The organism is uncultured Aquimarina sp. (assembly GCF_947495315.1).
GTDB lineage: Bacteria > Bacteroidota > Bacteroidia > Flavobacteriales > Flavobacteriaceae > Aquimarina.
On record NZ_CANLYD010000007.1, the window covers coordinates 125,437 to 147,722 of the forward strand.

General features: G+C 32.9%; 18 protein-coding genes. 8 read left to right on the forward strand and 10 right to left on the reverse strand.

Annotation, left to right across the window (positions count from 1 at the left end; translation table 11 throughout):
- Window positions 1–10 precede the first annotated feature (10 nt).
- The 5 genes from gldL to Q0910_RS14275 form a co-directional block, all read right to left on the reverse strand.
- On the reverse strand, window positions 11–637 hold the full coding sequence (gldL, locus tag Q0910_RS14255) for a gliding motility protein GldL (protein WP_299217868.1): 627 nt from the start codon (window positions 635–637) through the stop codon (window positions 11–13).
- 92 nt (window positions 638–729) lie between these two features.
- Window positions 730–2,103, reverse strand: coding sequence for a gliding motility lipoprotein GldK (gene gldK, locus Q0910_RS14260; protein ID WP_299217873.1), 1,374 nt, complete (start codon window positions 2,101–2,103; stop codon window positions 730–732).
- A gap of 110 nt (window positions 2,104–2,213) precedes the next feature.
- Window positions 2,214–3,377, reverse strand: coding sequence for a formimidoylglutamase (locus Q0910_RS14265; RefSeq protein WP_299217875.1), 1,164 nt, complete (start codon window positions 3,375–3,377; stop codon window positions 2,214–2,216).
- A gap of 12 nt (window positions 3,378–3,389) precedes the next feature.
- A complete protein-coding gene (gene topA / locus Q0910_RS14270; RefSeq protein WP_299217877.1) occupies window positions 3,390–5,891 on the reverse strand; it encodes a type I DNA topoisomerase in 2,502 nt (833 codons plus the stop codon).
- Window positions 5,892–6,092: 201 nt separating this feature from the next.
- On the reverse strand, window positions 6,093–6,875 hold the full coding sequence (locus tag Q0910_RS14275; RefSeq protein ID WP_299217879.1) for a hypothetical protein: 783 nt from the start codon (window positions 6,873–6,875) through the stop codon (window positions 6,093–6,095).
- Between the two features lie 138 nt (window positions 6,876–7,013).
- On the opposite strand from Q0910_RS14275, the gene miaB reads away from it, so the two are divergent.
- The 8 genes from miaB to Q0910_RS14315 all read left to right on the forward strand — a co-directional run bounded on the left by miaB (window position 7,014) and on the right by Q0910_RS14315 (window position 14,717).
- A complete protein-coding gene (gene miaB / locus Q0910_RS14280) occupies window positions 7,014–8,459 on the forward strand; it encodes a tRNA (N6-isopentenyl adenosine(37)-C2)-methylthiotransferase MiaB (RefSeq protein ID WP_299217881.1) in 1,446 nt (481 codons plus the stop codon).
- Between the two features lie 37 nt (window positions 8,460–8,496).
- Window positions 8,497–9,765 carry a sigma-54 dependent transcriptional regulator gene (locus Q0910_RS14285; protein WP_299217883.1) on the forward strand — a complete coding sequence of 423 codons (1,269 nt, stop codon included), beginning with the start codon at window positions 8,497–8,499 and terminating at the stop codon, window positions 9,763–9,765.
- Between the two features lie 55 nt (window positions 9,766–9,820).
- Window positions 9,821–10,321 (forward strand): LptE family protein, encoded by a 501-nt coding sequence (locus Q0910_RS14290; RefSeq protein ID WP_299217886.1) that lies wholly within the window; start codon window positions 9,821–9,823, stop codon window positions 10,319–10,321.
- Between the two features lie 18 nt (window positions 10,322–10,339).
- Entirely contained in the window at window positions 10,340–11,299 is a 960-nt protein-coding gene (locus Q0910_RS14295) for a hypothetical protein (protein WP_299217888.1), read from the forward strand.
- 9 nt (window positions 11,300–11,308) lie between these two features.
- Entirely contained in the window at window positions 11,309–11,644 is a 336-nt protein-coding gene (gene secG, locus Q0910_RS14300; protein WP_299217890.1) for a preprotein translocase subunit SecG, read from the forward strand.
- A gap of 146 nt (window positions 11,645–11,790) precedes the next feature.
- Complete coding sequence (locus tag Q0910_RS14305; RefSeq protein ID WP_219007873.1) at window positions 11,791–12,066, forward strand: co-chaperone GroES; 276 nt, start codon at window positions 11,791–11,793, stop codon at window positions 12,064–12,066.
- Window positions 12,067–12,102: 36 nt separating this feature from the next.
- Window positions 12,103–13,740, forward strand: coding sequence for a chaperonin GroEL (gene groL, locus Q0910_RS14310; RefSeq protein WP_299217892.1), 1,638 nt, complete (start codon window positions 12,103–12,105; stop codon window positions 13,738–13,740).
- A gap of 200 nt (window positions 13,741–13,940) precedes the next feature.
- Window positions 13,941–14,717 (forward strand): hypothetical protein, encoded by a 777-nt coding sequence (locus tag Q0910_RS14315; protein WP_299217894.1) that lies wholly within the window; start codon window positions 13,941–13,943, stop codon window positions 14,715–14,717.
- A gap of 27 nt (window positions 14,718–14,744) precedes the next feature.
- Here Q0910_RS14315 and Q0910_RS14320 read toward each other — a convergent pair whose 3' ends face one another.
- The 5 genes from Q0910_RS14320 to Q0910_RS14340 form a co-directional block, all read right to left on the reverse strand.
- Entirely contained in the window at window positions 14,745–17,432 is a 2,688-nt protein-coding gene (locus tag Q0910_RS14320) for a hypothetical protein (protein ID WP_299217896.1), read from the reverse strand.
- A gap of 4 nt (window positions 17,433–17,436) precedes the next feature.
- The gene (locus tag Q0910_RS14325) at window positions 17,437–18,264 is read right to left on the reverse strand and encodes a GLPGLI family protein (protein WP_299217898.1); all 828 of its coding nucleotides are present in this window, start codon (window positions 18,262–18,264) and stop codon (window positions 17,437–17,439) included.
- A gap of 72 nt (window positions 18,265–18,336) precedes the next feature.
- On the reverse strand, window positions 18,337–18,540 hold the full coding sequence (locus Q0910_RS14330) for a hypothetical protein (RefSeq protein WP_299217901.1): 204 nt from the start codon (window positions 18,538–18,540) through the stop codon (window positions 18,337–18,339).
- 263 nt (window positions 18,541–18,803) lie between these two features.
- Window positions 18,804–21,461 carry a TonB-dependent receptor gene (locus Q0910_RS14335; RefSeq protein ID WP_299217903.1) on the reverse strand — a complete coding sequence of 886 codons (2,658 nt, stop codon included), beginning with the start codon at window positions 21,459–21,461 and terminating at the stop codon, window positions 18,804–18,806.
- Window positions 21,461–22,282: a GLPGLI family protein gene (locus Q0910_RS14340; protein ID WP_299217905.1), complete on the reverse strand. Its 822-nt coding sequence runs from the start codon at window positions 22,280–22,282 to the stop codon at window positions 21,461–21,463. Before Q0910_RS14340 ends, Q0910_RS14335 begins: the two co-directional genes overlap by 1 nt.
- Between the last annotated feature and the right edge of the window lie 4 nt (window positions 22,283–22,286).

The window sequence follows — 22,286 nt, forward strand, 5'->3', positions numbered from 1 at the left end:
TAGTTAAATACTAGTTTCTGTTCATAGCACTTAACATACCACCATATACTCCATTAAGAGAAGATAAGTTACTGGCAAGACTTTCCATTTGGTCTTTAAGTTTCTGAGCATTATCTGCAATAGCTTGATTAGCCTCAGCCTGAGATGCTGAAGATTCTAACTGTACTTTATAAAGACTATTTAATGATTCTAATGAAGCAGCAGCTTTTGCCATCTCTTCACTATATTTTTTCTGACCTTGGATTGAATCAATCGTAGGAGAAATTCCTTTTGCAGCTCCTTCAAAATTACGAATACTTTCTCCAAGACTACTCATAAGACTAGAATCTACTCTCGCTTCTTTAAGCATTTCATCTAATTTCTTAGACAACATTCCTTCTGGAGTTTGATTTTCTTTCTTGTCTTTCTTATTACCTCCAGCTAATTCAGGGTACACTAAAGACCAATCTAAATCATCATCAACAGGTTCGAATGCAGAAACTGTAAATACCAATGCTTCAGTAATTAGACCAATGATAAGCATTTCATTACCTGCTGGCCAGTGCATAATTTTAAATAACGCTCCAAGGATTACTACAGCTGCTCCCAGACCGTATACCATGTTCATTAATTTCTTGCTTGATTTTGAATTTGCCATAATAAATGTGTTTAGTTTTTTAAATTTTTTTTAAGTATTAAATTAAAAAAGGGTTAGTAATTAAGGTTGATAGATAAATTTTGGGACTTATTCTAATTCTGATTTTGGGTATTATCTTCTCCAGTAACGTCAGTACCCATATAATCCTGTACCGTTCTGAATCCAATATAACTTCTAGCCGAATCTGCGTATTCGTAATCTCTGGTACTTACCTGTAGGAAATAAGCAACATCTTTCCAGGATCCTCCACGCACAACTTTTCGTTTGTTCTGATCATCGTTAACATTCGGGTTCATTGATGATACATATTCATAGGCTGCAGGGTCATAAGAAGACTGCACCCACTCTGAAACATTACCTGCCATGTTATATAAGTTATAATCATTTGGGTCAAATGTTTTTGCTTCCACTGTATACAAGAAGTTATCAGCTGCGTAATTACCTCGTAAAGGTTTAAAATTAGCTAAGAAACAACCTCTGTCGTTCAAAGCATAAGGTCCACCCCAAGGATATGTTCCTGATTCTAATCCACCTCTTGCTGCATATTCCCACTCAGCTTCTGTAGGTAATCTAAAATAGTTTACAAACTCCTTATTACGTTTTTTCTGATAAGAATTCTTCTCGATAGTTCTCCAAGTACAAAAAGCCTTAGCTTGTTCCCAAGAAACTCCAACTACCGGATAATCATCATATGAACTATGCCAGAAGTAATCATTATGCATTGGTTCATTATATGAATAATTAAAATCTTTAATCCAAACGGTAGTATCAGGATATACCTCAATCACTGTCTCTTTAACGAAATCTTTTCTTCTTCCTTTTTTCGCACGAGCTGCAGCTTGAATATCCATCCAAGTAAATCTGAATTTAAAGTTTTGCACATCAAACGTTCGTCTTCCATTGTAAGATTCTTCTAATGGTATGTATAAAGAATCCATTACTTCTGTGTAAAACTCATCAGGATAATCCTCTGTATCCCATTCAATATCTATGTCCTTGTTAAGTTTTCGACCCTCATAGCCCGTTTCTCCGGTTCCGCTATAGTTATCATAGACATATTTCTCATATACAGACATATCTTCGGTATTCGCATCAAGAAATGCGTATTCTCCAATACCATCATCTCCAGGAGTTTTTCCCATTTCATCAGCCATTATAGCTAATTTCATCCTTACGGTGGAATCGCGAACCCAACGAACAAATTGTCTATATTCACTGTTAGTAACTTCAGTCTCGTCCATGTAGAAAGATCGAACGGTAACTGTCTTGGTAGGCGCATTGGCTAATGCTGCCTTGTCATCATCGGATTTACCCATAATAAATGATCCTCCGGGGATGAGGGCCATTCCGTAGGGTTTCTCCGGATGCCATTTTTTACCCTTTACTCCAACTAGTTCTCCGCGGTTTCCTCCGCCACAACTATATAGTATTGCTACAATAGCAAAGAGTGATACAAATTTCTTCATAACGTGTTTTAGGTTAAGATCTTCGAGATTTAAGGTGGTAAACCTATTTATTTATTTCCAGAAAAACAATTTTTTTCCAAAAAAAACCTTAAATCTCCCTAATAAAAATGTTAAACTTCGTTTTTTCGTTTTGCCTTATACCATCTTTCAGGTATTTCTTGATTACAAGCACGCTCATAATCGTTGTATGTGCAAGGTAATAACGTGTGTCTTTTCAATTTATTATTTCCAGATGAAATAAAAGGTATTTCTATCCACCATCTTTCTGTTTTATCGCTTTTATAAAATGAAAGAACTTCATCTTCTATAGGCACACTATAGTGAAGTGTTCCTGTCTGATTTTTAATATCTAACTCATTGGACCTATAATTAACTCCCTCAATAAAATACCAAAATATTTGTGCAATTAACAATGCCGTCGTTTCTTCATGTTTAAAGTTTTTGAATTCATAGACTCCAAAACTTTTTACCTTATCACTAATACCAGCATATCTTGCAATAGCACATATCTCTCTACCATCAAAACCATTCGGTGAAGCATACTTGTAATTAAGATACGTAGAGCTCATAGCCCCAAGATCAATTGCTACAATATCAGCATCGCGCATGATAGGCTCTACAATTGTAACATCTGATGTCACTTCCCCCAACCGATATGCATCAAAATATAATTTCTCTATTAAATCTATTTCTTCTTGTGAATTAAAATAAGTTTGATACCCTATATTGCTATAATTGAAAAGATTATAAGGCTGTTCTACAATAATCTTACCTACAAAAGAGGTATTTGTTATTGGCTGAGAAGTATTTCCTAAATCAAACCTACTATCTACATTGACAAGATTAACCATTCTCTCCAAAATATCAAAAGCACGATACTGACCATATACTAAATCTTGACTACCTCCAATAATTAGGGGTATCACATTTTTTTGAAGTAGTGTAGCAAGAATATCTTTCATTAAAAAATAAGTATCGCTTACTTCTTCTCCTGGAATAATATCTCCAAGATCTACAATTAAAGTATCCCAATTACCTGGAAACAGGTCATATAAAGATTTTCGTATAGTATCAAAATGCAGCTCTTCTCCCAGAAAATTAATATCATTTCTATTCTCTCTAACGCAAATAATTGCAATATCTACTTTATCAAGATCAGGAACTCCATAGTCAGAAGTATGAACTTTAATCTGTTTGCCTAATGATTGATCTGGTAGCAATGCAACATGCGCTGCCACTATTTCGCTGACTGGTGAAAGAAACTCTAAAGACATATTATTATATACTTATTTCTTTTTAGTAGTCTTTTTTGTTGTTTTTTTCTTAGCAGTAGTCTTCTTTTTAGGAGCATTCTTTTCGATAAGATCTTTTACCTTTTCTAAAGTAAGTTTAGTAGCATCTACAGTTTTAGGTAATTCAATTTTGATTTTACCTTTTATAACATTGCTTCGCCCCCATCTTGCTTTTTCAACTCGGATACCTTCTTCCTCCCAATTATGAATTACTTTATCAATCTCTTTCTGTTTCTTTTCTTCAATAAGCTGAATAATATCCTCATCAGAAAGGTTATCAAAGTCATATTTTTTATTCACATTGATAAACATCCCATTCCATTTAATAAATGGACCAAACCGACCAGTTCCTTTTTGCACTGGTAAATTTTCATATGTATATATTGGAGCATCTGCCTTTTCTTTAGCATCAATAAGTTCGATTGCTCTTTCTAATGATGTGCTTAAGGGATCTTCTCCTTTATCAAGAGAAACAAATTTAGCTCCAAACTTTACATATGGACCAAAACGTCCATTATTTACAGTAACTGTTTCCCCTTTATAATCACCTAGCTCTTTTGGCAATTGAAATAAATCCATTGCTTGTTCAAAAGTTATACTCCCTAACGTTTGCCCTGGTGCCAAACTAGCAAACCTTGGTTTATCCTCATCTTCTGCAGTACCAATTTGTACCATTGGTCCAAATTTTCCTAAACGAACACTTACAGGTTTCCCAGAATCTGGATCTTCTCCTAAAATCCTTTCTCCCACCTCACGCTCTGCATTCTGAGCAACATCTTCTACTCTAGGATGAAACTCGTCATAAAACTCTTTCATTACATGAGTCCAGTCTTCCTGGCCTTCAGCAATTTCATCAAAGTCTTGCTCTACTTTTGCTGTAAAATTATAATCTAAAATAGAAGAGAAATGATTTACTAAAAAGTCATTAACCACCATTCCCACATCGGTCGGAATTAATTTTCCTTTATCACTTCCTACTTTTTCCTTTAAATTTTTCTCTTTAATTGCATCACCAGAAAGCGTAATCTGAACATAACCTCGCTCTTCTCCCTCTTTAGAACCTTTTTCTATATAGTTTCTATTTTGGATGGTAGAGATTGTTGGCGCATACGTAGATGGACGGCCAATACCTAATTCTTCTAATTTTTTTACTAAAGCCGCTTCAGAATATCGGCTTGGTGGTCTGGTAAATCTTTCGGTAGCGGTAACATAATTATTAAACAAATTCTCACCAACTTTCATAGCAGGCAAGATGCCGCTTTGCTCTTCATCTTCATCATCATTGCCTTCAAGATACACTTTAAGGAAACCTTCAAATTTTATCACCTCTCCATTTGCAACAAATTGCTCATTATGAGAAGTAGATCCAATTTTCACATTGGTTCTTTCTAATTTAGCATCACTCATTTGTGAAGCAATCGCTCTTTTCCAGATTAATTCGTAGAGACGTTGTTGATCATAATCAACCGGTACCGTATGTCTTGAAAAATCCGTCGGTCTTATTGCTTCGTGAGCCTCTTGAGCTCCTTTTGCTTTTCCTTTATATTGTTTAGGATTGCTATATTCTTCTCCGTATGCAGAAATTATTTCTGCTTTTGCACCGTTTTGAGCTTCTGTAGATAGATTCACACTATCTGTTCTCATATAGGTAATCAATCCAGCCTCATACAAACGTTGCGCCATCGTCATTGTCTTACTAACAGAAAAATACAATTTTCTGGATGCTTCCTGTTGTAAGGTAGATGTTGTAAATGGTGGTGCAGGTGATTTTTTTGCTGGTTTGGTAGTAAGATCAGCAACATTAAAACCAGCTCCCAGGTTCTTCTTTAAAAATGCTTGCGCTTCTTCTTTTGTAGAAAAATTCTTAGGCAATTTCGCTTTAAAAGACTTTCCTTTTTCATTAGCGAACTCTGCATCAACGCGATAAGAAGCAACAGGAGCGAAACCAAGTATCTCACGTTCTCTCTCTACAATCAACCTCACAGATACAGACTGTACCCTTCCTGCTGATAATCCTCCTTTTACTTTTCTCCATAAAACAGGAGATAATTCATATCCTACTAATCGATCAAGCACTCGTCTAGCTTGCTGCGCATTTACTAAATTATAATCTATACTTCTCGGATTTTCAATTGCCTTAAGTATTGCTTTTTTAGTAATCTCGTGAAAAACAATTCTACGTGTCTTATCTTTATCTAGTTTTAACTCTTCTGCCAAATGCCAAGCAATAGCTTCTCCCTCTCGATCCTCATCACTAGCTAACCATACCATCTCTGCTTTCTTAGAAAGATCTTTCAGCTTTTTAACCACATCTTTCTTATCTTTTGAGACAATATATTTTGGTTTAAACCCTTCTTCAACATCCACACCAAGTTCTTTTGCGGGCAAATCTGCAATATGTCCAAAACTAGAAGCTACTTTATAATCTTTTCCTAGAAACTTTTCTATTGTCTTTGCCTTAGCTGGTGACTCCACAATCACTAAATTCTTAGCCATAATCCTTTTTTTTCATCTGTTGATAAATACTATTTATTGGTTGACAGATGGAATCGCCAATAAATATTTTCAGTTGGTAATAACCCAGCGTTGATGACTTATTTCTGGAAGCAAAAGTATATCAATTTTTCGAGATCAAAATTTTTTCTCAAAAATTATACTAAAAAAACCTGCAAAATCAGCAGGTTTTATTTTACTTTTTTATTCAACAATCGCATTCCATTCCTCGGATTCTGTTTCATTTTCGAAACCTATAGTATCCTTGTACATGTAGTAAACAGGAATTCGAACAAAGAATATAGTAAAAAATATTCCTATCCCACAAGCCATCAAACCAACAATTTCTGCTAAAACGGCTGATATTAAAATCAACAAAAAAGCCATGAGCCAAATTTTATTACCTAATTTAAAACTTGCTTTAATCAAATCTGAAGCACTCACATCAGGATTAAATGCAAAAATAACACCTAACAATTGTAAAGGCACCATTACATATAAAAGCGGAAAAAAACATAAGGACATAGCTACTATGGAAATTACTGAAATAGCAATAGCAAGAACTAATATTTTCCCTAAGTACTTTCCTTTAAAAAACATAAAATAATTTGATCCTTGATGTAGCTCCAAATCCTCCTGTTTGCAAGTTTGATAGAAATGAGCAATAATACCAAATTGAAACGCAGAAGCAATCATAGAAACTACAACTGCCAATACTACAAACAAAATAGCTAATCCTATAGAAACTTCTTCGAATTGGTTAGAGTATTCACCATATGAATCATCAAAACCATTTATACTTGCTAACGCAACAATAGGAATGTACATTACAATGATTAGTGGAATGATAACCACAAAAGAAATAAGCAAATGAATAAATCCCTGCAACCATACTTTCTTAAAAAGCTCGATACTTTTATTAAAAATATTCCCAAAATCTATTGGACTAATGTTTTCTATTTTATCAAAGAGTTGACTAGCATTCATACACAGGATTGATTTAGTTGATTAGTTTTCTCAAATATAAATATTTAAACAAATATAATCCTGCCACTTTGTCATATGTCGTTTTAAAGAGTATCTTTGCACACTATTTGAGTTGAATAGACAAGGATATTATCACACATGGAGAAGATTATTGATGAAAACATCCAGGGACAAGCATTGTCTCTGGACGAAAAAGAAGGAAATACCAGAAAGCTTTTTATTGAAAGCTACGGATGCCAAATGAATTTTAGCGACAGCGAAATTGTAGCTTCAATTTTAGCTAAAGAAGGTTTTAACACTACTCAAAACCTTGAAGATGCTGATCTGGTTTTGGTAAATACCTGTTCTATTCGTGAAAAAGCAGAACTAACAGTAAGAAAACGTTTAGAAAAATATAACGCAGTAAAAAGAATAAATCCAAGCATGAAAGTGGGTGTTCTAGGATGTATGGCAGAACGTTTAAAAAGTAAGTTCCTAGAAGAAGAAAAGATTGTTGACCTAGTAGTAGGACCTGATGCCTATAAAGATTTACCTAATTTGATAGAAGAGGTTGATGCAGGGCGCAATGCGGTAAATGTAGTTTTATCAAAAGAAGAGACCTATGGAGATATCTCTCCAGTTCGCTTACAAAGCAATGGAGTCTCTGCTTTTGTTTCTATCACTAGAGGTTGTGATAATATGTGTACTTTTTGCGTAGTACCTTTTACCAGAGGAAGAGAACGAAGTCGTGATCCGCAAAGTATTCTGAAAGAAATAGACGATCTGGTTATCAATAATTTCAAAGAAATTACATTATTAGGCCAAAATGTTGATAGTTATTTATGGTATGGCGGAGGACTAAAAAAAGATTTTGACAAGGCTAGTGATTTACAAAAAGCTACTGCCACAGATTTTGCAAAGCTTTTGGATCTAGTAGCAGAAAAGTATCCTAAACTGCGTATACGTTTCTCCACATCCAATCCTCAGGATATGACATTAGATGTAATTGAGGTAATGGCGAAGCACAAAAACATCTGTAAACATATTCACCTACCTATACAAAGTGGAAGCGATCGCATTCTTGCAGCAATGAATCGCTTACATACACGCCAAGAATATATTGAACTAGTGGATAACATAAAACAAATCATTCCTGATTGTTCTATAACCCAGGATATGATTATTGGTTTTCCGACAGAAACCGAAGAAGATCATCAGGATACATTATCGTTGTTAGAACGCATTAAGTATGAACACGGTTATATGTATGCTTATTCTGAAAGACCAGGAACGTTGGCCGAAAGAAAGCTAGAAGATGATGTTCCGGAAGAAGTTAAAAAAAGGAGGCTTGCAGAAGTAATTGCATTACAACGTAAACATTGTGCTTACAGGCATGAATCCTATATTGGACAAACTTTTGAAGTCTTAATAGAAAAAGAATCTAAAAAATCAGATAAACATTGGAGCGGAAGAACCACAAAAAATATAGTTGCAATTTTCCCTAAAGGCGATTATAAAATAGGAGATTTTGTCATGGTTCGTATTGATCAGTGCACAAGCGCCACACTACTCGGAGAAGCAGTAGGATATTCTGATAATAATTAAGTTTAACATTGAAAACATACTAATATAGCTCTATTAAATGGAATCAGTTCAAGCTACAAAACAACGATTCGGGATCATAGGAAATGATCCTAAACTAAATCGTGCTATAGAAAAAACTATTCAGGTAGCTCCTACAGACATTTCGGTTCTGGTTACGGGAGAAAGTGGTGTTGGTAAAGAAAGTATTCCTAAAATTGTTCATTCGCTATCTCATAGAAAACACGGCAAGTATATTGCAGTTAACTGTGGCGCTATACCAGAGGGGACTATTGACAGTGAATTATTTGGCCACGAAAAAGGAGCTTTCACAGGTGCTACTTCCACAAGAAGTGGGTATTTTGAAGTAGCAGATGGTGGAACTATATTTCTTGACGAAGTGGGAGAACTACCTTTAACAACTCAGGTTAGACTGCTTAGAGTACTAGAGAATGGTGAGTTCATTAAAGTAGGATCTTCAAAAGTACAGAAAACAGATGTGCGTATTGTAGCCGCTACAAATGTAAATATGTTTGAAGCTATCAAAAAGGAAAAATTCCGTGAAGACCTTTATTATCGATTAAGTACAGTAGAAATCCTATTACCGCCTTTACGAGAGCGTAAAGAAGATATACATCTCTTATTCAGAAAATTTGCCTCTGACTTTGCTACAAAGTATAAGATGCCAACTATTAGACTAGAAGAAGATGCTGCTCTTTTATTAGAGAAATATCATTGGAGTGGTAATATCAGACAATTACGCAACATTGCAGAGCAAATATCAGTCCTTGAACAAAACAGAACCATATCAGCTAACACTTTACGAGGATATTTACCTAACATAGGAAGCAATCTACCTGCGGTAATTTCTTCGGACAAAAAAGATAGTGACTTTAGTAACGAGAGAGAGATTTTATATAAAGTGCTTTTTGATATGAAAAACGATCTTAACGATCTCAAAAAGTTAACTATGGAGTTGATGCAGAGCGGAAACTCACAACAAGTGCAAGAGGAACACGAAGGGTTAATTAGAAAGATCTATCGCGACGATAAAGAGGAAGAAGAAATCCCTTTTGAAGAACCTATAGCACCAACAACAACAACAGAGGTTTTACAAATAACACCTGCAGAAGTTACAAAAAAAGAGGATGACAAATATCATTTTGCAGAGGAAATTGAGGAAGAAGAAACACTCTCATTACACGATAAAGAACTAGAATTGATAAAAAAGTCCTTAGAACGTCATCGTGGAAAACGTAAAGCCGCTGCAGAAGAGCTAGGAATTAGTGAACGAACTTTATATAGAAAAATAAAGCAATATGATTTATAAACCCTTATTATTATAGGATAGATAAATCTCAAAATTTATGCGAATTTTTATTTAAATGAAAAAAATAAAACATATTTTAATTGGATTGATAGCCATTGCAGTGCTTCAAGGCTGTGGTGCGTACTCTTTTAGTGGGATTAATACAGACGCTGCTACGTTTCAGGTCGCCTTTTTCCAAAATCAAGCAGCTATTATTAATCCAGGAACAGATCAAGCCTTTACCAATCAGTTACAGGATTTAATTCTAAACCAAACTAATCTGGATCTCGTAACCTCTAATGGAGACATTGCTTATGAAGGAGAAATTGTTCAGGATGTTGTAATACCAACAAATGCTACCTCACAAAATACGGCAGCTCAAAACCGACTTACAATTGCAGTAAATGTTCGTTTTTATGATACTAAAAACCCTAAAGAAGACCTTGAACAACGTTTTTCCTTCTTTTTTGACTTTCCTGCTTCGCAATCCGAAACCGCTGTAAGAGCTGAAGCTGTGGATGTGATTTTTGAAAGAATAACACAGGATATACTTAATGCTACCTTAGCCAAGTGGTAAAAACTTAATTATTGTTTTTTGAATACTAAAGAACTTACATATTTATTTCAAAATCCTTCTTTAATTAACAAGGAGCAAACAGAAAATTTGGAAAAAATTATTCGGGAGTTTCCCTATTTCCAATCTGTAAGAGCTCTGATATTAAAAGGCTTAAAAGATGACGAAAGTTTTAGGTATAATCAAGAGCTAAAAACCACAGCCGCGCATACAACGGATAGAGGTGTTTTATTTGATTTTATTACATCTAAACTCTTTGATAAAGATATTGAAGAACCTATAGCATCAAAGAAAAACAAAGTAGATATCGACGTGGTAGATGCACAAGAGGTAAAGGTACTTTCAAGAATTTCACTGGATGATGCCGTATCCATGAAAATAGAAGAGGCAGAAGAAGTACTTGATCCTGCCCTATTTTCATCTAAAGAAGAAAACTCCTCCAGAAATATTACTATTGCTGAAACTATAATTGAACAATCCGAAAAAAGTGATTCTACAGAAGAATCGAACGCTGTAAAAAGCCTTGAAAAAGAGTTAGAAGTTGACAAACCTCTTGATTTTAACAAAAAAGAAGCGCACTCCTTCGCAGAATGGTTAAAACTCTCATCCATCCAACCCATAAATAGAAACACTGAAGAAAAAGATAGCATTAAGGATGAAAGCAAGGAAATTATAAAGGAAAAACAAACAGAAAAACGGTCGGATAAAGAACATAAATTTAATTTGATTGATGAGTTTATAGCCAGTAACCCAAAGATTAAGCCTGTTGAAAAGAATGCTCCTGCACGCAACCTTGCCAATAAACATATGGTTGCTCCAGACGAGTTAATGACAGAGACTTTAGCCAGAGTATACTTAGCTCAAAAAAAGTATAAAAAGGCAATTCAAGCATATAAAATATTAATTTTGAAAAATCCCGAAAAAAGTGGTTTCTTTGCAGACCAAATTCGAGCGATAAAAAAAATACAAGAAAATAAATAACAATATATAATGACAACGTTTTCAATCTTTTTAATACTAATCGTAATCGTATCATTTTTACTAGTTGTAGTAATTATGGTTCAGAATCCTAAAGGAGGAGGTCTATCATCTTCTTTTGGTGGCGGTGGAACACAGCAATTAGGCGGTGTAAAAAAAACAACAGATTTCCTAGATAAAAGTACTTGGGCATTAGCTACTTTGCTATTAGCGCTAATTCTTTTATCAAATGTAGATCTTATGGATGCGACAACAAATCAAGATCCGACGGTAGATACCAATGATGTGGAATTAATTGACACACCTGTAACACCGGATCCAACAACGGATGACACTCCACAAGATTAATTCTTGTAGAACAAAAATAAAATGCCGACTTGTCATACAGTCGGCATTTTTTGTTTCAATTTGTCAGTATCACACCACTGGCATAATTTCTGAAATGCATAGCATCAAATAATTCATTTTAATTTTAAAATATAAAACTAATTATAATGGGAGTAAATATTAAACCTCTTTCAGATCGTGTGGTTATTGAGCCACTTCCAGCTGAAACTCAAACAGCTTCAGGATTATACATCCCTGATTCAGCACAAGAAAAGCAACAAAAAGGTAAGGTAGCTGCAGTAGGTAGCGGTAAAAAGGATCACGAAATGACTGTTAAAGTTGGTGATACTGTACTTTACGGGAAGTATTCCGGTACTGAATTAAAATTAGATGGAAAAGACTATTTAATTATGCGTGAGGATGATATCCTAGCGATTGTTTAAAAAACTGAATCAAAAAACACAAATTAAAAAAATATTATGGCTAAAGACATAAAATTTGACATAGAAGCACGTGACGGAATCAAACGCGGTGTGGACGCATTAGCAAATGCAGTAAAAGTAACTCTAGGACCAAAAGGTCGTAATGTAATTATCAGTAAATCATTTGGAGCACCTCAAGTAACTAAAGATGGTGTTTCTGTAGCTAAAGAAGTAGAATTAGAAGATGCTCTGGAGAATATGGGAGCACAAATGGTAAAAGAAGTTGCTTCTAAAACTAATGATCTTGCCGGAGATGGTACTACTACAGCTACTGTATTAGCACAGGCTATCGTAAAAGAAGGTCTTAAAAATGTAGCAGCAGGTGCTAATCCAATGGATCTTAAACGTGGTATTGATAAAGCCGTTCTTGCGATTACTGAGGATTTAGAAAAGCAAACTAAAGAAGTAGGTAACTCTTCTGATAAAATTAAGCAAGTAGCAGCAATTTCTGCTAATAATGATGAAACAATCGGAGAGCTTATCGCGCAAGCTTTCGGAAAAGTGGGAAAAGAAGGAGTGATCACTGTAGAAGAAGCAAAAGGTACAGACACTACCGTTGATATTGTAGAAGGAATGCAATTTGATAGAGGATATCTTTCTCCTTACTTTGTTACTAATAGCGAAAAAATGACAGCAGATCTTGAAAATCCATATATTTTATTATATGATAAGAAGATTTCTGCAATGAAAGATTTATTACCTATTCTTGAGCCAGTTGCTCAAACAGGAAAGCCTTTATTGATCATCGCAGAAGATGTCGATGGAGAAGCATTAGCAACATTAGTTGTTAATAAACTAAGAGGTGCATTAAAAATTGCTGCTGTAAAAGCTCCAGGTTTTGGAGACAGACGTAAGGCAATGTTAGAGGATCTTGCGATCCTTACAGGTGGTACTGTAATCTCTGAGGAAAGAGGATTTACCCTAGAAGGTGCAACTATCGAAAACTTAGGAACTGCGGAAAAGGTAGCTATCGATAAAGATAACACTACGGTAGTAAATGGTGCTGGTGAAGAAGATTTAATTAAAAACAGAGTAAACCAGATCAAATCTCAGATCGAAACCACAACCTCTGATTATGATAGAGAAAAATTACAAGAGCGTTTAGCTAAATTAGCTGGTGGTGTAGCTGTATTGTACGTAGGTGCTGCTTCTGAAGTAGAGATGAAAGAAAAGAAAGACCGTGTAGACGATGCACTTCACGCTACTCGCGCAGCAGTAGAAGAAGGTATTGTTGCAGGTGGTGGTGTAGCTTTAGTAAGAGCAAAAGCCACATTAGATAAAGTGAAAACTGAAAATGCTGACGAAGCTACTGGTATACAGATTGTAAATAAGGCTATCGAATCTCCGCTAAGAACTATTGTTGAAAATGCAGGCGGAGAAGGTTCTGTAGTGATTGCTAAAGTACTAGAAGGAAAAGGTGATTTTGGGTATGATGCTAAGACTGAAACGTATGTAGATATGTTGAAAGCTGGGATCATCGATCCTAAGAAAGTAACTCGTATCGCCTTAGAAAATGCAGCTTCTGTATCAGGAATGATCCTTACTACAGAATGTGCATTAATTGATATTAAAGAAGATGCTCCTGCTGGAGGCGGAATGCCACCAATGGGCGGAGGAATGCCAGGAATGATGTAGGTCGTACGACGACAGCGAAGTTATTTAGCAAATTCATTAAGAATAAATTCATTGCTAAAAAAGATAAAACCCCGTTTCAAAAGTTTGAAACGGGGTTTGTAATTCATAACGGTGTCAGTAACGTATGATACAATCTTTTGCTAAAAACAGTATCTTTGGGATAATAAAAAAATAAAACAACTTTAACTTTCAATAGGAGCATGCCTAGTTTATATGATGACTTATTTGAAGACAGCGGAAAGAAAAACAAGCCTACTGATCACAAGCCTGAACCTATAGACTTAGATAATGATCGTTTTCAGGAAACAGGAAATGAATCTTTGGATGAAATACTAATATTAATTAAACAGTTTACCACAAAGGCGGAACCATTTTCTCAATTATTAACTCGTACCAGAGCTGTGGACTATGAAGTCGAAAAAGGAATACTTGATTTTTTTCTGATAGCAAAAGACAAACATGATCAAGGCTCATTAGCCAACGAACGATCATATTATGCAGTACTTCAAACTAAATTTACAGCTATTATCACCCCCATGCGAGATTTAGGGCATATTCATTTACAAACTATCAAACAGTTTAATCGCGATATTGACAAGGATTATTATTCTATTGAAAAGACCGATAAACAGGTGCAATCTGATAAAGAAATAGCTATTGACCACATTAATATCCAACGAAAAATTCTCGCAGATGCAGCAACAAGCTTATCAATTTTAGAAGAAGCTTTAACCAATACAGAAGATCGACTGCGTACATATATTGATGTAGGAGGAATCAATAATATCTCCAGTTCTGAATGCGAAATTTTAGCACAAAAACGAATTTCCTTAACCAGTGGACAACTACATCAATTTGATTATTCATTTTTTAAAATGAATCTACTGGACAAAACAGCTATCGGTTTGGGTGTGTATCTAAAAGAAACTACATCGCAGTATTTGGATAAATTAGGTAAAGTATTTATAAATAAATAACCATATTATTTTTAAACTAGGCTTGACTTAAAAACTCAAATCTAACGATAACATAAAATACCGAGGAATCAGATTACTCTGATATATGGTTGTAGAAAAATCTGAATTCTCTACCTGTTCAAAGACTTTGTTATTCAATAAGTTATTACCTTTAATACTTGCTGAGAACCATTTATACTTTTTTGAAATATATCGAATATTGAAATCTAAAAAAGAAAAATCATCATTTCTTCTGGTGTTCGGTTTGAAATAGTCGTAGGTAAAAGTAAACAGCCAATTTTTATTAGGTTTGATAATTGTTTTAAAAGAATTATTGACTGCATAATTAGTGTTAGAAACTTGCCCATTTATAGAAAATGAATTTATTCGATACGTTAAAAAGTTTTCAAAATTTATTGGTATTCTAAATGCTGTTTTTACAAAAAGAACTCCTTCATAGTTTTCTGATATTCCATCACGTAATTCTGATTGGTTTATAAAGTTTTTAAATTCTGAAACAGTATAAAGCGAAGATATCTTTAGTGTTGTTTGTATAAATCTTAAATAACGCTCGATAGAAACATTTGCAAACAAACTATTTAAATCAGTTGGCGATTGAAAAAAAGTTATACTTGTTACATTATTATTAACTTCTAAATTAGACAGAAAAACATTTTTGGTATCGGTATATCCAAAAATAGCATTAGCTTCTATATTGTGATACAAATCATTTAATTGATATCCTAAAGAGTATTTTTGAATTTTTGTCAATTCTAAAGAGACTTCATTTTGCTGAATTGTTCTGTTATTTGTAATCACACCATTACTAAATAAATAATTTTCTTCCGGAGTGTTTTGTTCATAACTCCCTGAGAAATTAAATTTGGAAACTGGAGATATTTTGTGAGAAATAGTCAAAGAAGGTTCATAAACGAAAGAATTCTTGGCTTGATTTCCTGATTCATTCATCTCTACATCTATATCCTGCATCAAATACCTAAGAAATAATGATGGCTCAAATTTCCATTTTTTATTTTCATAAATCGCAGAAAAAAGTGAAAAATAGTCAGTCTTCTGATATTCAAAATTATTGTTTAGAGTACTAATAAGAATTTGATTTTCGGTCAAAGATGATTCAAATGGATTTTTTTGATGATCTATTCCAAGAGTAAATGCATACTTAGTTGCTTTTTTTCTTCCTAGCCATATCAAACGATTCTGAAAAGTTTCTTTTTGATATTCACTGAATTGATTATATGAATTGATTGCATCTTCGGTAGAAAAAAAATTACCTATAGTTTTAAATTCTTGTGGAGTATTATTTATAGAATATAATGAGACATATTGTAATGCATTTGTTTTATTGACTTTATGTGTGTATTTCAATTTGTTTTTAAATAAAAAATCCTCAAAAGACAAACCGGTAGTACCATTAGAGATACCATCTCGATCAAAATTATTGGTAGACTGTTGCAAGTATTCACTCAAACTTGTTTCTATTTCTAATAAAGATTTTTTAGTAGTATTAAAAGTAAAATCTAGGTCTATTGCTTTAGCTTCTGGTTTTTGAATAATTTGCGTTCTATCTGTATACCCAAAAGTTTCTGTAGCAAAAAAGAAATTATTCCGAAATTGTTCTTCCTGAAAAACATCATCCTTTAGATAAATTACATTAGCTTTAACTTTTGCTTTTTCCGAAAATTTATATAAAATATTATAACTTCCTTCCTGCCTCTCATCGATCCTGGATCGTTTAAACCCTAAACTATTCGTAATTGGTGTTTCGTTAATGATTTTTTTACTGAAAATATCGCTTTCATCCTCAGTTTGACCAGAACCAGAAGCTAAAAAACTTCCAGAAGTTCGACCAAATGCTGGGTAATTACCTGTATTATTAAGCCCCAGAATCCCGAAAGACTTTAGATTATCAGATACTCCAATAAGAGTAGTAGTAGCATCAACATAATTACGATCTCCATAACCATATCCCAAATCTGCTGTACCTGAATAATCTGTTTTATTTTTTTTAAGTTTTAAATTCAGAACTACCGCTCCAGAATTTTCGATTCCTTTTAATAAGGGATTTTTAGAATAATTCTCAATAGCTTCAATTTGATCCACAATATCGATAGAGATGTTTTTGGTTCCAATACTATATTTTGCTCCAAATAAATCATCCCCATCTAACTGAACGGCAGACACCTCTTTTCCCTTATATTTTATGGAACCACTGGGTGCTACTTCAACACCGGGTAATTTTTGTAATATATCTTCAACCTTACGTTCCGTTCCATCTTTATATTTCCCAACATTAAAAACAACGGTATCTTTTTTAATATTAAACTTTTTGCGTTCTGAAATAACTACTTCATCCAATTCATTGATTTTGGGATATAATGTAAAATCAAAAGTATATACCTGATCAGCTTTAGGGTTTATAATACTATCTATGGCTTTTTCATAGCTCAAAGCACTTGCCTCAAGATATATAGTTTTTATATACTTTTTCTTAAGTGTGTAATTAATATTCCCTTCACTATCCGTAATCAGGAATTCTGATATAGAAGAGGAATTTTTATCGGTTTTTACAATAATACTGATTCTTGGCACGGACTTTCCAGAATACTCTTTTACAGTACCTTTTATCTGTTGAGCCTGAGAAGACACTATTCCAAAAAAAATAAAAACACTATTAATATACACATACTTAAAGTGTAATCTTGCTACAAATTTCAAATTTTTAGTATAAGTCAATCTTTTCCAATTCTCTTAATGTTCCTTTAGGAATATCTATTAAATACCTTACAAAATGATATTGCCCTTTACCTAAATTAATATCTGCAGTTCCGCCATGCTTCTTTAAGAATTCAGAAATTTTTTGTGCTTTTTTAATTTTGTATTCAATTACAAAATCATTCATAAAAGATTCATAAGCATCATACTCCATAATGTCTTTTTTCTGAAAAAAAGCTCTCGCATTTTTCAATAAATTTTCATCACTTATCTTTTTAAAACTCAATAATTTTATACTGCAAAAACCATTTTCTTCAATAACCTCTACAATCAATCCCGGCAAACCATTAAGGTTTAATGGTCCAAAGATTACTGGTATTTCTGTTGTAAACCAAACTTGATACTTTCTACCGTGAAAATCTAATGAAGCCTTTTGACAAATAAAAGAACCCACTTTTTTAGTTTCACCTGTTAACTCCCAATTCATAGTATTTGCTTTATACTTATAAGAAGTTCCTTTTCTTGATAAAGGATATGGTATTCGTGTATACACAAAATATTCATTACTATACATAAAAAGCCCCAGATCATCATTAATAACATTGCTTAATGGTGTTCCATCTTCAGAATATGTCATCCCCGATTCTCTATTATCTTTTATCACAAAAACACTCTCATTTCCCTGTATGATCAGTTTACTTTCTAAAATGGCTTTATCACTATCTATAAACTCATATTCAATCGTATAATTATTCTGTGCCCAAGTAATTAAACCAAAAAAAGTAAAAGCAACAAAACAGTTTTTTCTTAATAAAGCACTTTTTTTTAATTTCATATCTTAATGTTTACGCTTAAAAATAAAAATTAGACATACCTATAAAAGATATGTCTAATTATTAACTATAATTTACAGTTTTGTAAGTTCTAATAAATCTTGAGCAACAGAACACGCATGTCCCGTATCAAAACCTCCCTCGCAATATGTAACTGAATGACCACCTCCACTAGCAGCACAACAAACTCCAAAATCTTCTTCAACAGGAATCATTTCTGTTGCATTTAAGCTTGTAAAACTCATCATGGTTCCGGCTATGAATAGCCCTAAAAACACTTTTTTCGTGTTTAAAAAGTTTAAAAATTAATAAATAAATTATGTGAATTCACAGTACCTATTTTTTAGGCATCTATATAGTAGTGTCGTTATAAATAAAAATGTTACCATAAAAATTTAACTATTTTTAAAAAAAATAAAAATAGCATAATTCCTCCAATCAAAAATATGGTTGAACCGTATAAACAATAAAGTTTATCCTTACAAAAAAGTAGGATTCTCCGAGCACTAAGAATACTCCTTTACAATATCTGCCACTATATCTAGAAGCTTACATCTAAAGACAACATAAAATACCGAGGAATCAGATTACTTTGATATGTGGTAGTAGAAAAATCTGAATTCTCTATCTGTTTAAAGACTTTGTTGTTCAACAAGTTGTTACCTTCTATACTTGCTGAGAACCATTTATACTTTTTTGAAATATATCGAATATTGAAATCTAAAAAAGAAAAATCATCACTTTTTCTGGTGTCAGGTTTGAAATAGTCGTATGTAAAAGTAAACAACCAATTTTTATTAGGCTTTAGGATAGTTTTGAAGGAATTTTTCAATGTAATATTTGTGATATTTGATTGATTTTCAACTGAAAATTTAGAAACTCCATAACTAATTTTATTTTCAAAATTCACAGGAATCCTGAAAGCTGTTTTCATAAAAATGTCTCCGTTATAATTTTCGGATTGACCACTTCTCAAATCGGATTGATTCAAGATATTCTTGAAATTTGAGACTGTATATTGAGAAGAATGTTTGAAAGTTGTTTTTATAAAACGAAGATATCTTTCAAAAGATAAGCTCGCAAACCAATTGTCCAAACGAACCGGAGATTGAAAATAAGTTATACTTGTGAAATTCGAACTAACATCAATAGCTGACAAATACACATTATTTTTGGTATTATATCCTGCAACTAAATTGATATCTATATTTTTAAAAATATCATTCCATCTGTACCCTAAAGAATAATTTTGATGCTCCTGTAAATCCAGAGCCACTTTATTGTTCACAATAGACCTGTTATCTATGACAATTCCATTTGAAAATAAGTACTGATCCTCAGGAGTTTTCTGCTCATAACTCCCTTCAAATCTTATTCTGGAGACACTGTTAATATATAGAGTCGTTTTTAAATTAGGTTGTAAGAAAAAAACATCTTTCTTTTGACTTCTTATTGAAGTAGTAAAAGCTTCAAGTTTTTGTGATAAGTAATTAATTGCTAAGGAAGGTTCTATCTTCCAGTATTTGTTTTTATATGCTAATGAGAAATGCGAAAAGTAATTAGTTTTGAAATAATCAAAAGTATTTTGAAAATCTGTAACTGCCATTTCATTTTCTTTCAATGAAGATTCAAACGGAGTTTTGTAATGTTGAACCCCAGACGTTAATGCATACTTTATCTGCTTCCTTTTGAATAGAAATACCAAATTATTCTGAAAATTTTCTTTTCGGAACTCACTAAGCTGTTGATATGATTTGATCACATCCGAAGCTGAAAAAAAATCCCCAAATGTATTAAAACCCTGTGGTTTATTGTTTCTTGAATAGAGTGAAACAAATTGCAATGCACTAGTTTTTCCTAATTTGTTTGTAAATTGTAGTTTATTCTTCCATAAGAAATCCTCTGTATTTAACTCCGTTTGACCTGGATTTTCAAAATTTTTGATAAGTTCATTTCTAGAAGTAATATTCTGCTTATTGATCAGAGTCTCTAGTTCCAACAAGGAGCGTTTAGAGAGATTATACGTAAACTTTAACTCTAACCTTTTATTTTCGGGTCTTTTGGTGATATTTGTTTGATCTGTATAATTAATAGTTTCATTATTTGCAAAAAAGGTGTTTTGAAATAACTCTTGCCTCACAAATTTATCTTTTACATAATACACATTGGTTTTTACACTCAGCTTTGGAGAAAAACGGTATATGAAATTATAATTAGCAAGCCATTCACTATTTACCCGGGTTCTTCTATCATTCAAAACACTGCTTAAAGGTGTTTCGTTAATAACTGCTTTGCTATATAGATTTTCGTTTTGTAATTGTTCCAGACCCACGGATGCAGAAAAATAATCAAAAGGAGAATTGCTAAGCCCAATATTATTATATGATAAAATCCCAAAGGACTTAAACCGTTTGGCTATTCCTAGAATATTGATTCCCGTATTATAGTATGTTTTATCTCCATAACCCAAACCTACATTTCCAGTACCTGAAAAATCAACTTTTCCTTTCTTGAGTTTGAGGTTCAAGGCCACATTATCAGAGTTCTCAATTCCTTTAAGTAATGGATTTTCGGAGTAGTTATCAATCGCTTCTATTTGATCCACCATATCAATTGAAATATTCTTGGTGCCAATCGCATAATTATAACCGAACAAATCATCACCATCCAATTGTAACGCGCTTACCGATTTTCCTTTATATTTAATAGTGCCATTTTCGGCCACCTCTACTCCTGGTAGTTTTTTAAGTATATCTCCTACTTTACGCTCTGTACCATCCTTATATGCTTCTAGATTAAAGGTTACTGTATCTTTTTTAACATTAAATTTTTTACGTTCAGAGATAATAACTTCTTCTAATGGAGTAATTTTAGGAGAAAGAATAAAATCAAAAACATACTTTTTACTAATTTCTGGATTAACGATACTATCTACCGTTTTATCAAAATTAAGTGCATTAACCTCTAAAAAAACAGTAGTACTATACTTTTTTCTAAGCGTATGTGAAAAATTTCCATTATCATCAGAAATAAAAAATTCTGAAATCTCTGAATCTTTATCAGAAGTTCTTATAATTACATTTGCTCTTGATATTGCTGTGCCGAAATTATCTCTAACAGTTCCTGATAGTTCTTGCGAATATAAATCTAGGATAATAAAATACGCCAGAAGCAATATAATATATTCTTTTTTGGGCATTAATTGATTTTCTGTAATTCTTTGATAGCATTTTCTGGTATATCTATTATATACCTAGTAAATGCATTTTGATCTTCATCAAAAGATAGGGTAGCAGTACCTCCGTCTTCATTAAAAATTGATATCATTTTTAATTTACGTCGTATCATAGTCTCAGTCATAATTTTTTCATAATCCTCGTACTTTTGAACTTTCTTCTCCTGTTTCTTAAAAAAGTCTTTGCTAAAAGAAAACATCTGATTTACAGATTTATTTGTTTTAATGGAAATTAATTTCGAAACAAAAAAACCTTTATCTGTAGTTGCTTCTACAACTAGACCTGGCAGTCCATTGAGTCGCAACGGTCCATAATTAATAGGAACTTCTAAAGTAAACCAAACCTCATAATTCCTTCCATGAAATGTTGCTAATGCTTGAATACAATTATATATCCCGATTTTTTTTGAATTTTCAGTAATTGTCCATTCTAGATGATCACTTGAATACTTGTAAACTAATTCTCTTTTTTTATAAAGAGTTCTTATAAATGTTTCTTTAGTATTAGAGTAAGTAAAAGTAGATAATTCGTCCGTGTTGGCATAATACATTTGCCCATTAGCTGAAGAAGTAATTCCCCCCTCTCTTTTATCATTAATCTTAAAAATTGCTTCATCGTTATAGATCATTAATTCACTAGAACAACTATATCCATTAATATCTGTGTGTTCATATTCTATCGAATAATATTTTTTTTGTGCAAACGTAGAGGATATTATCAACGAAAAAACAAATGCCATTGATTTTAAACCTAATGAATTTTTACTCTGTTTAGAAAGCTTCATAAAT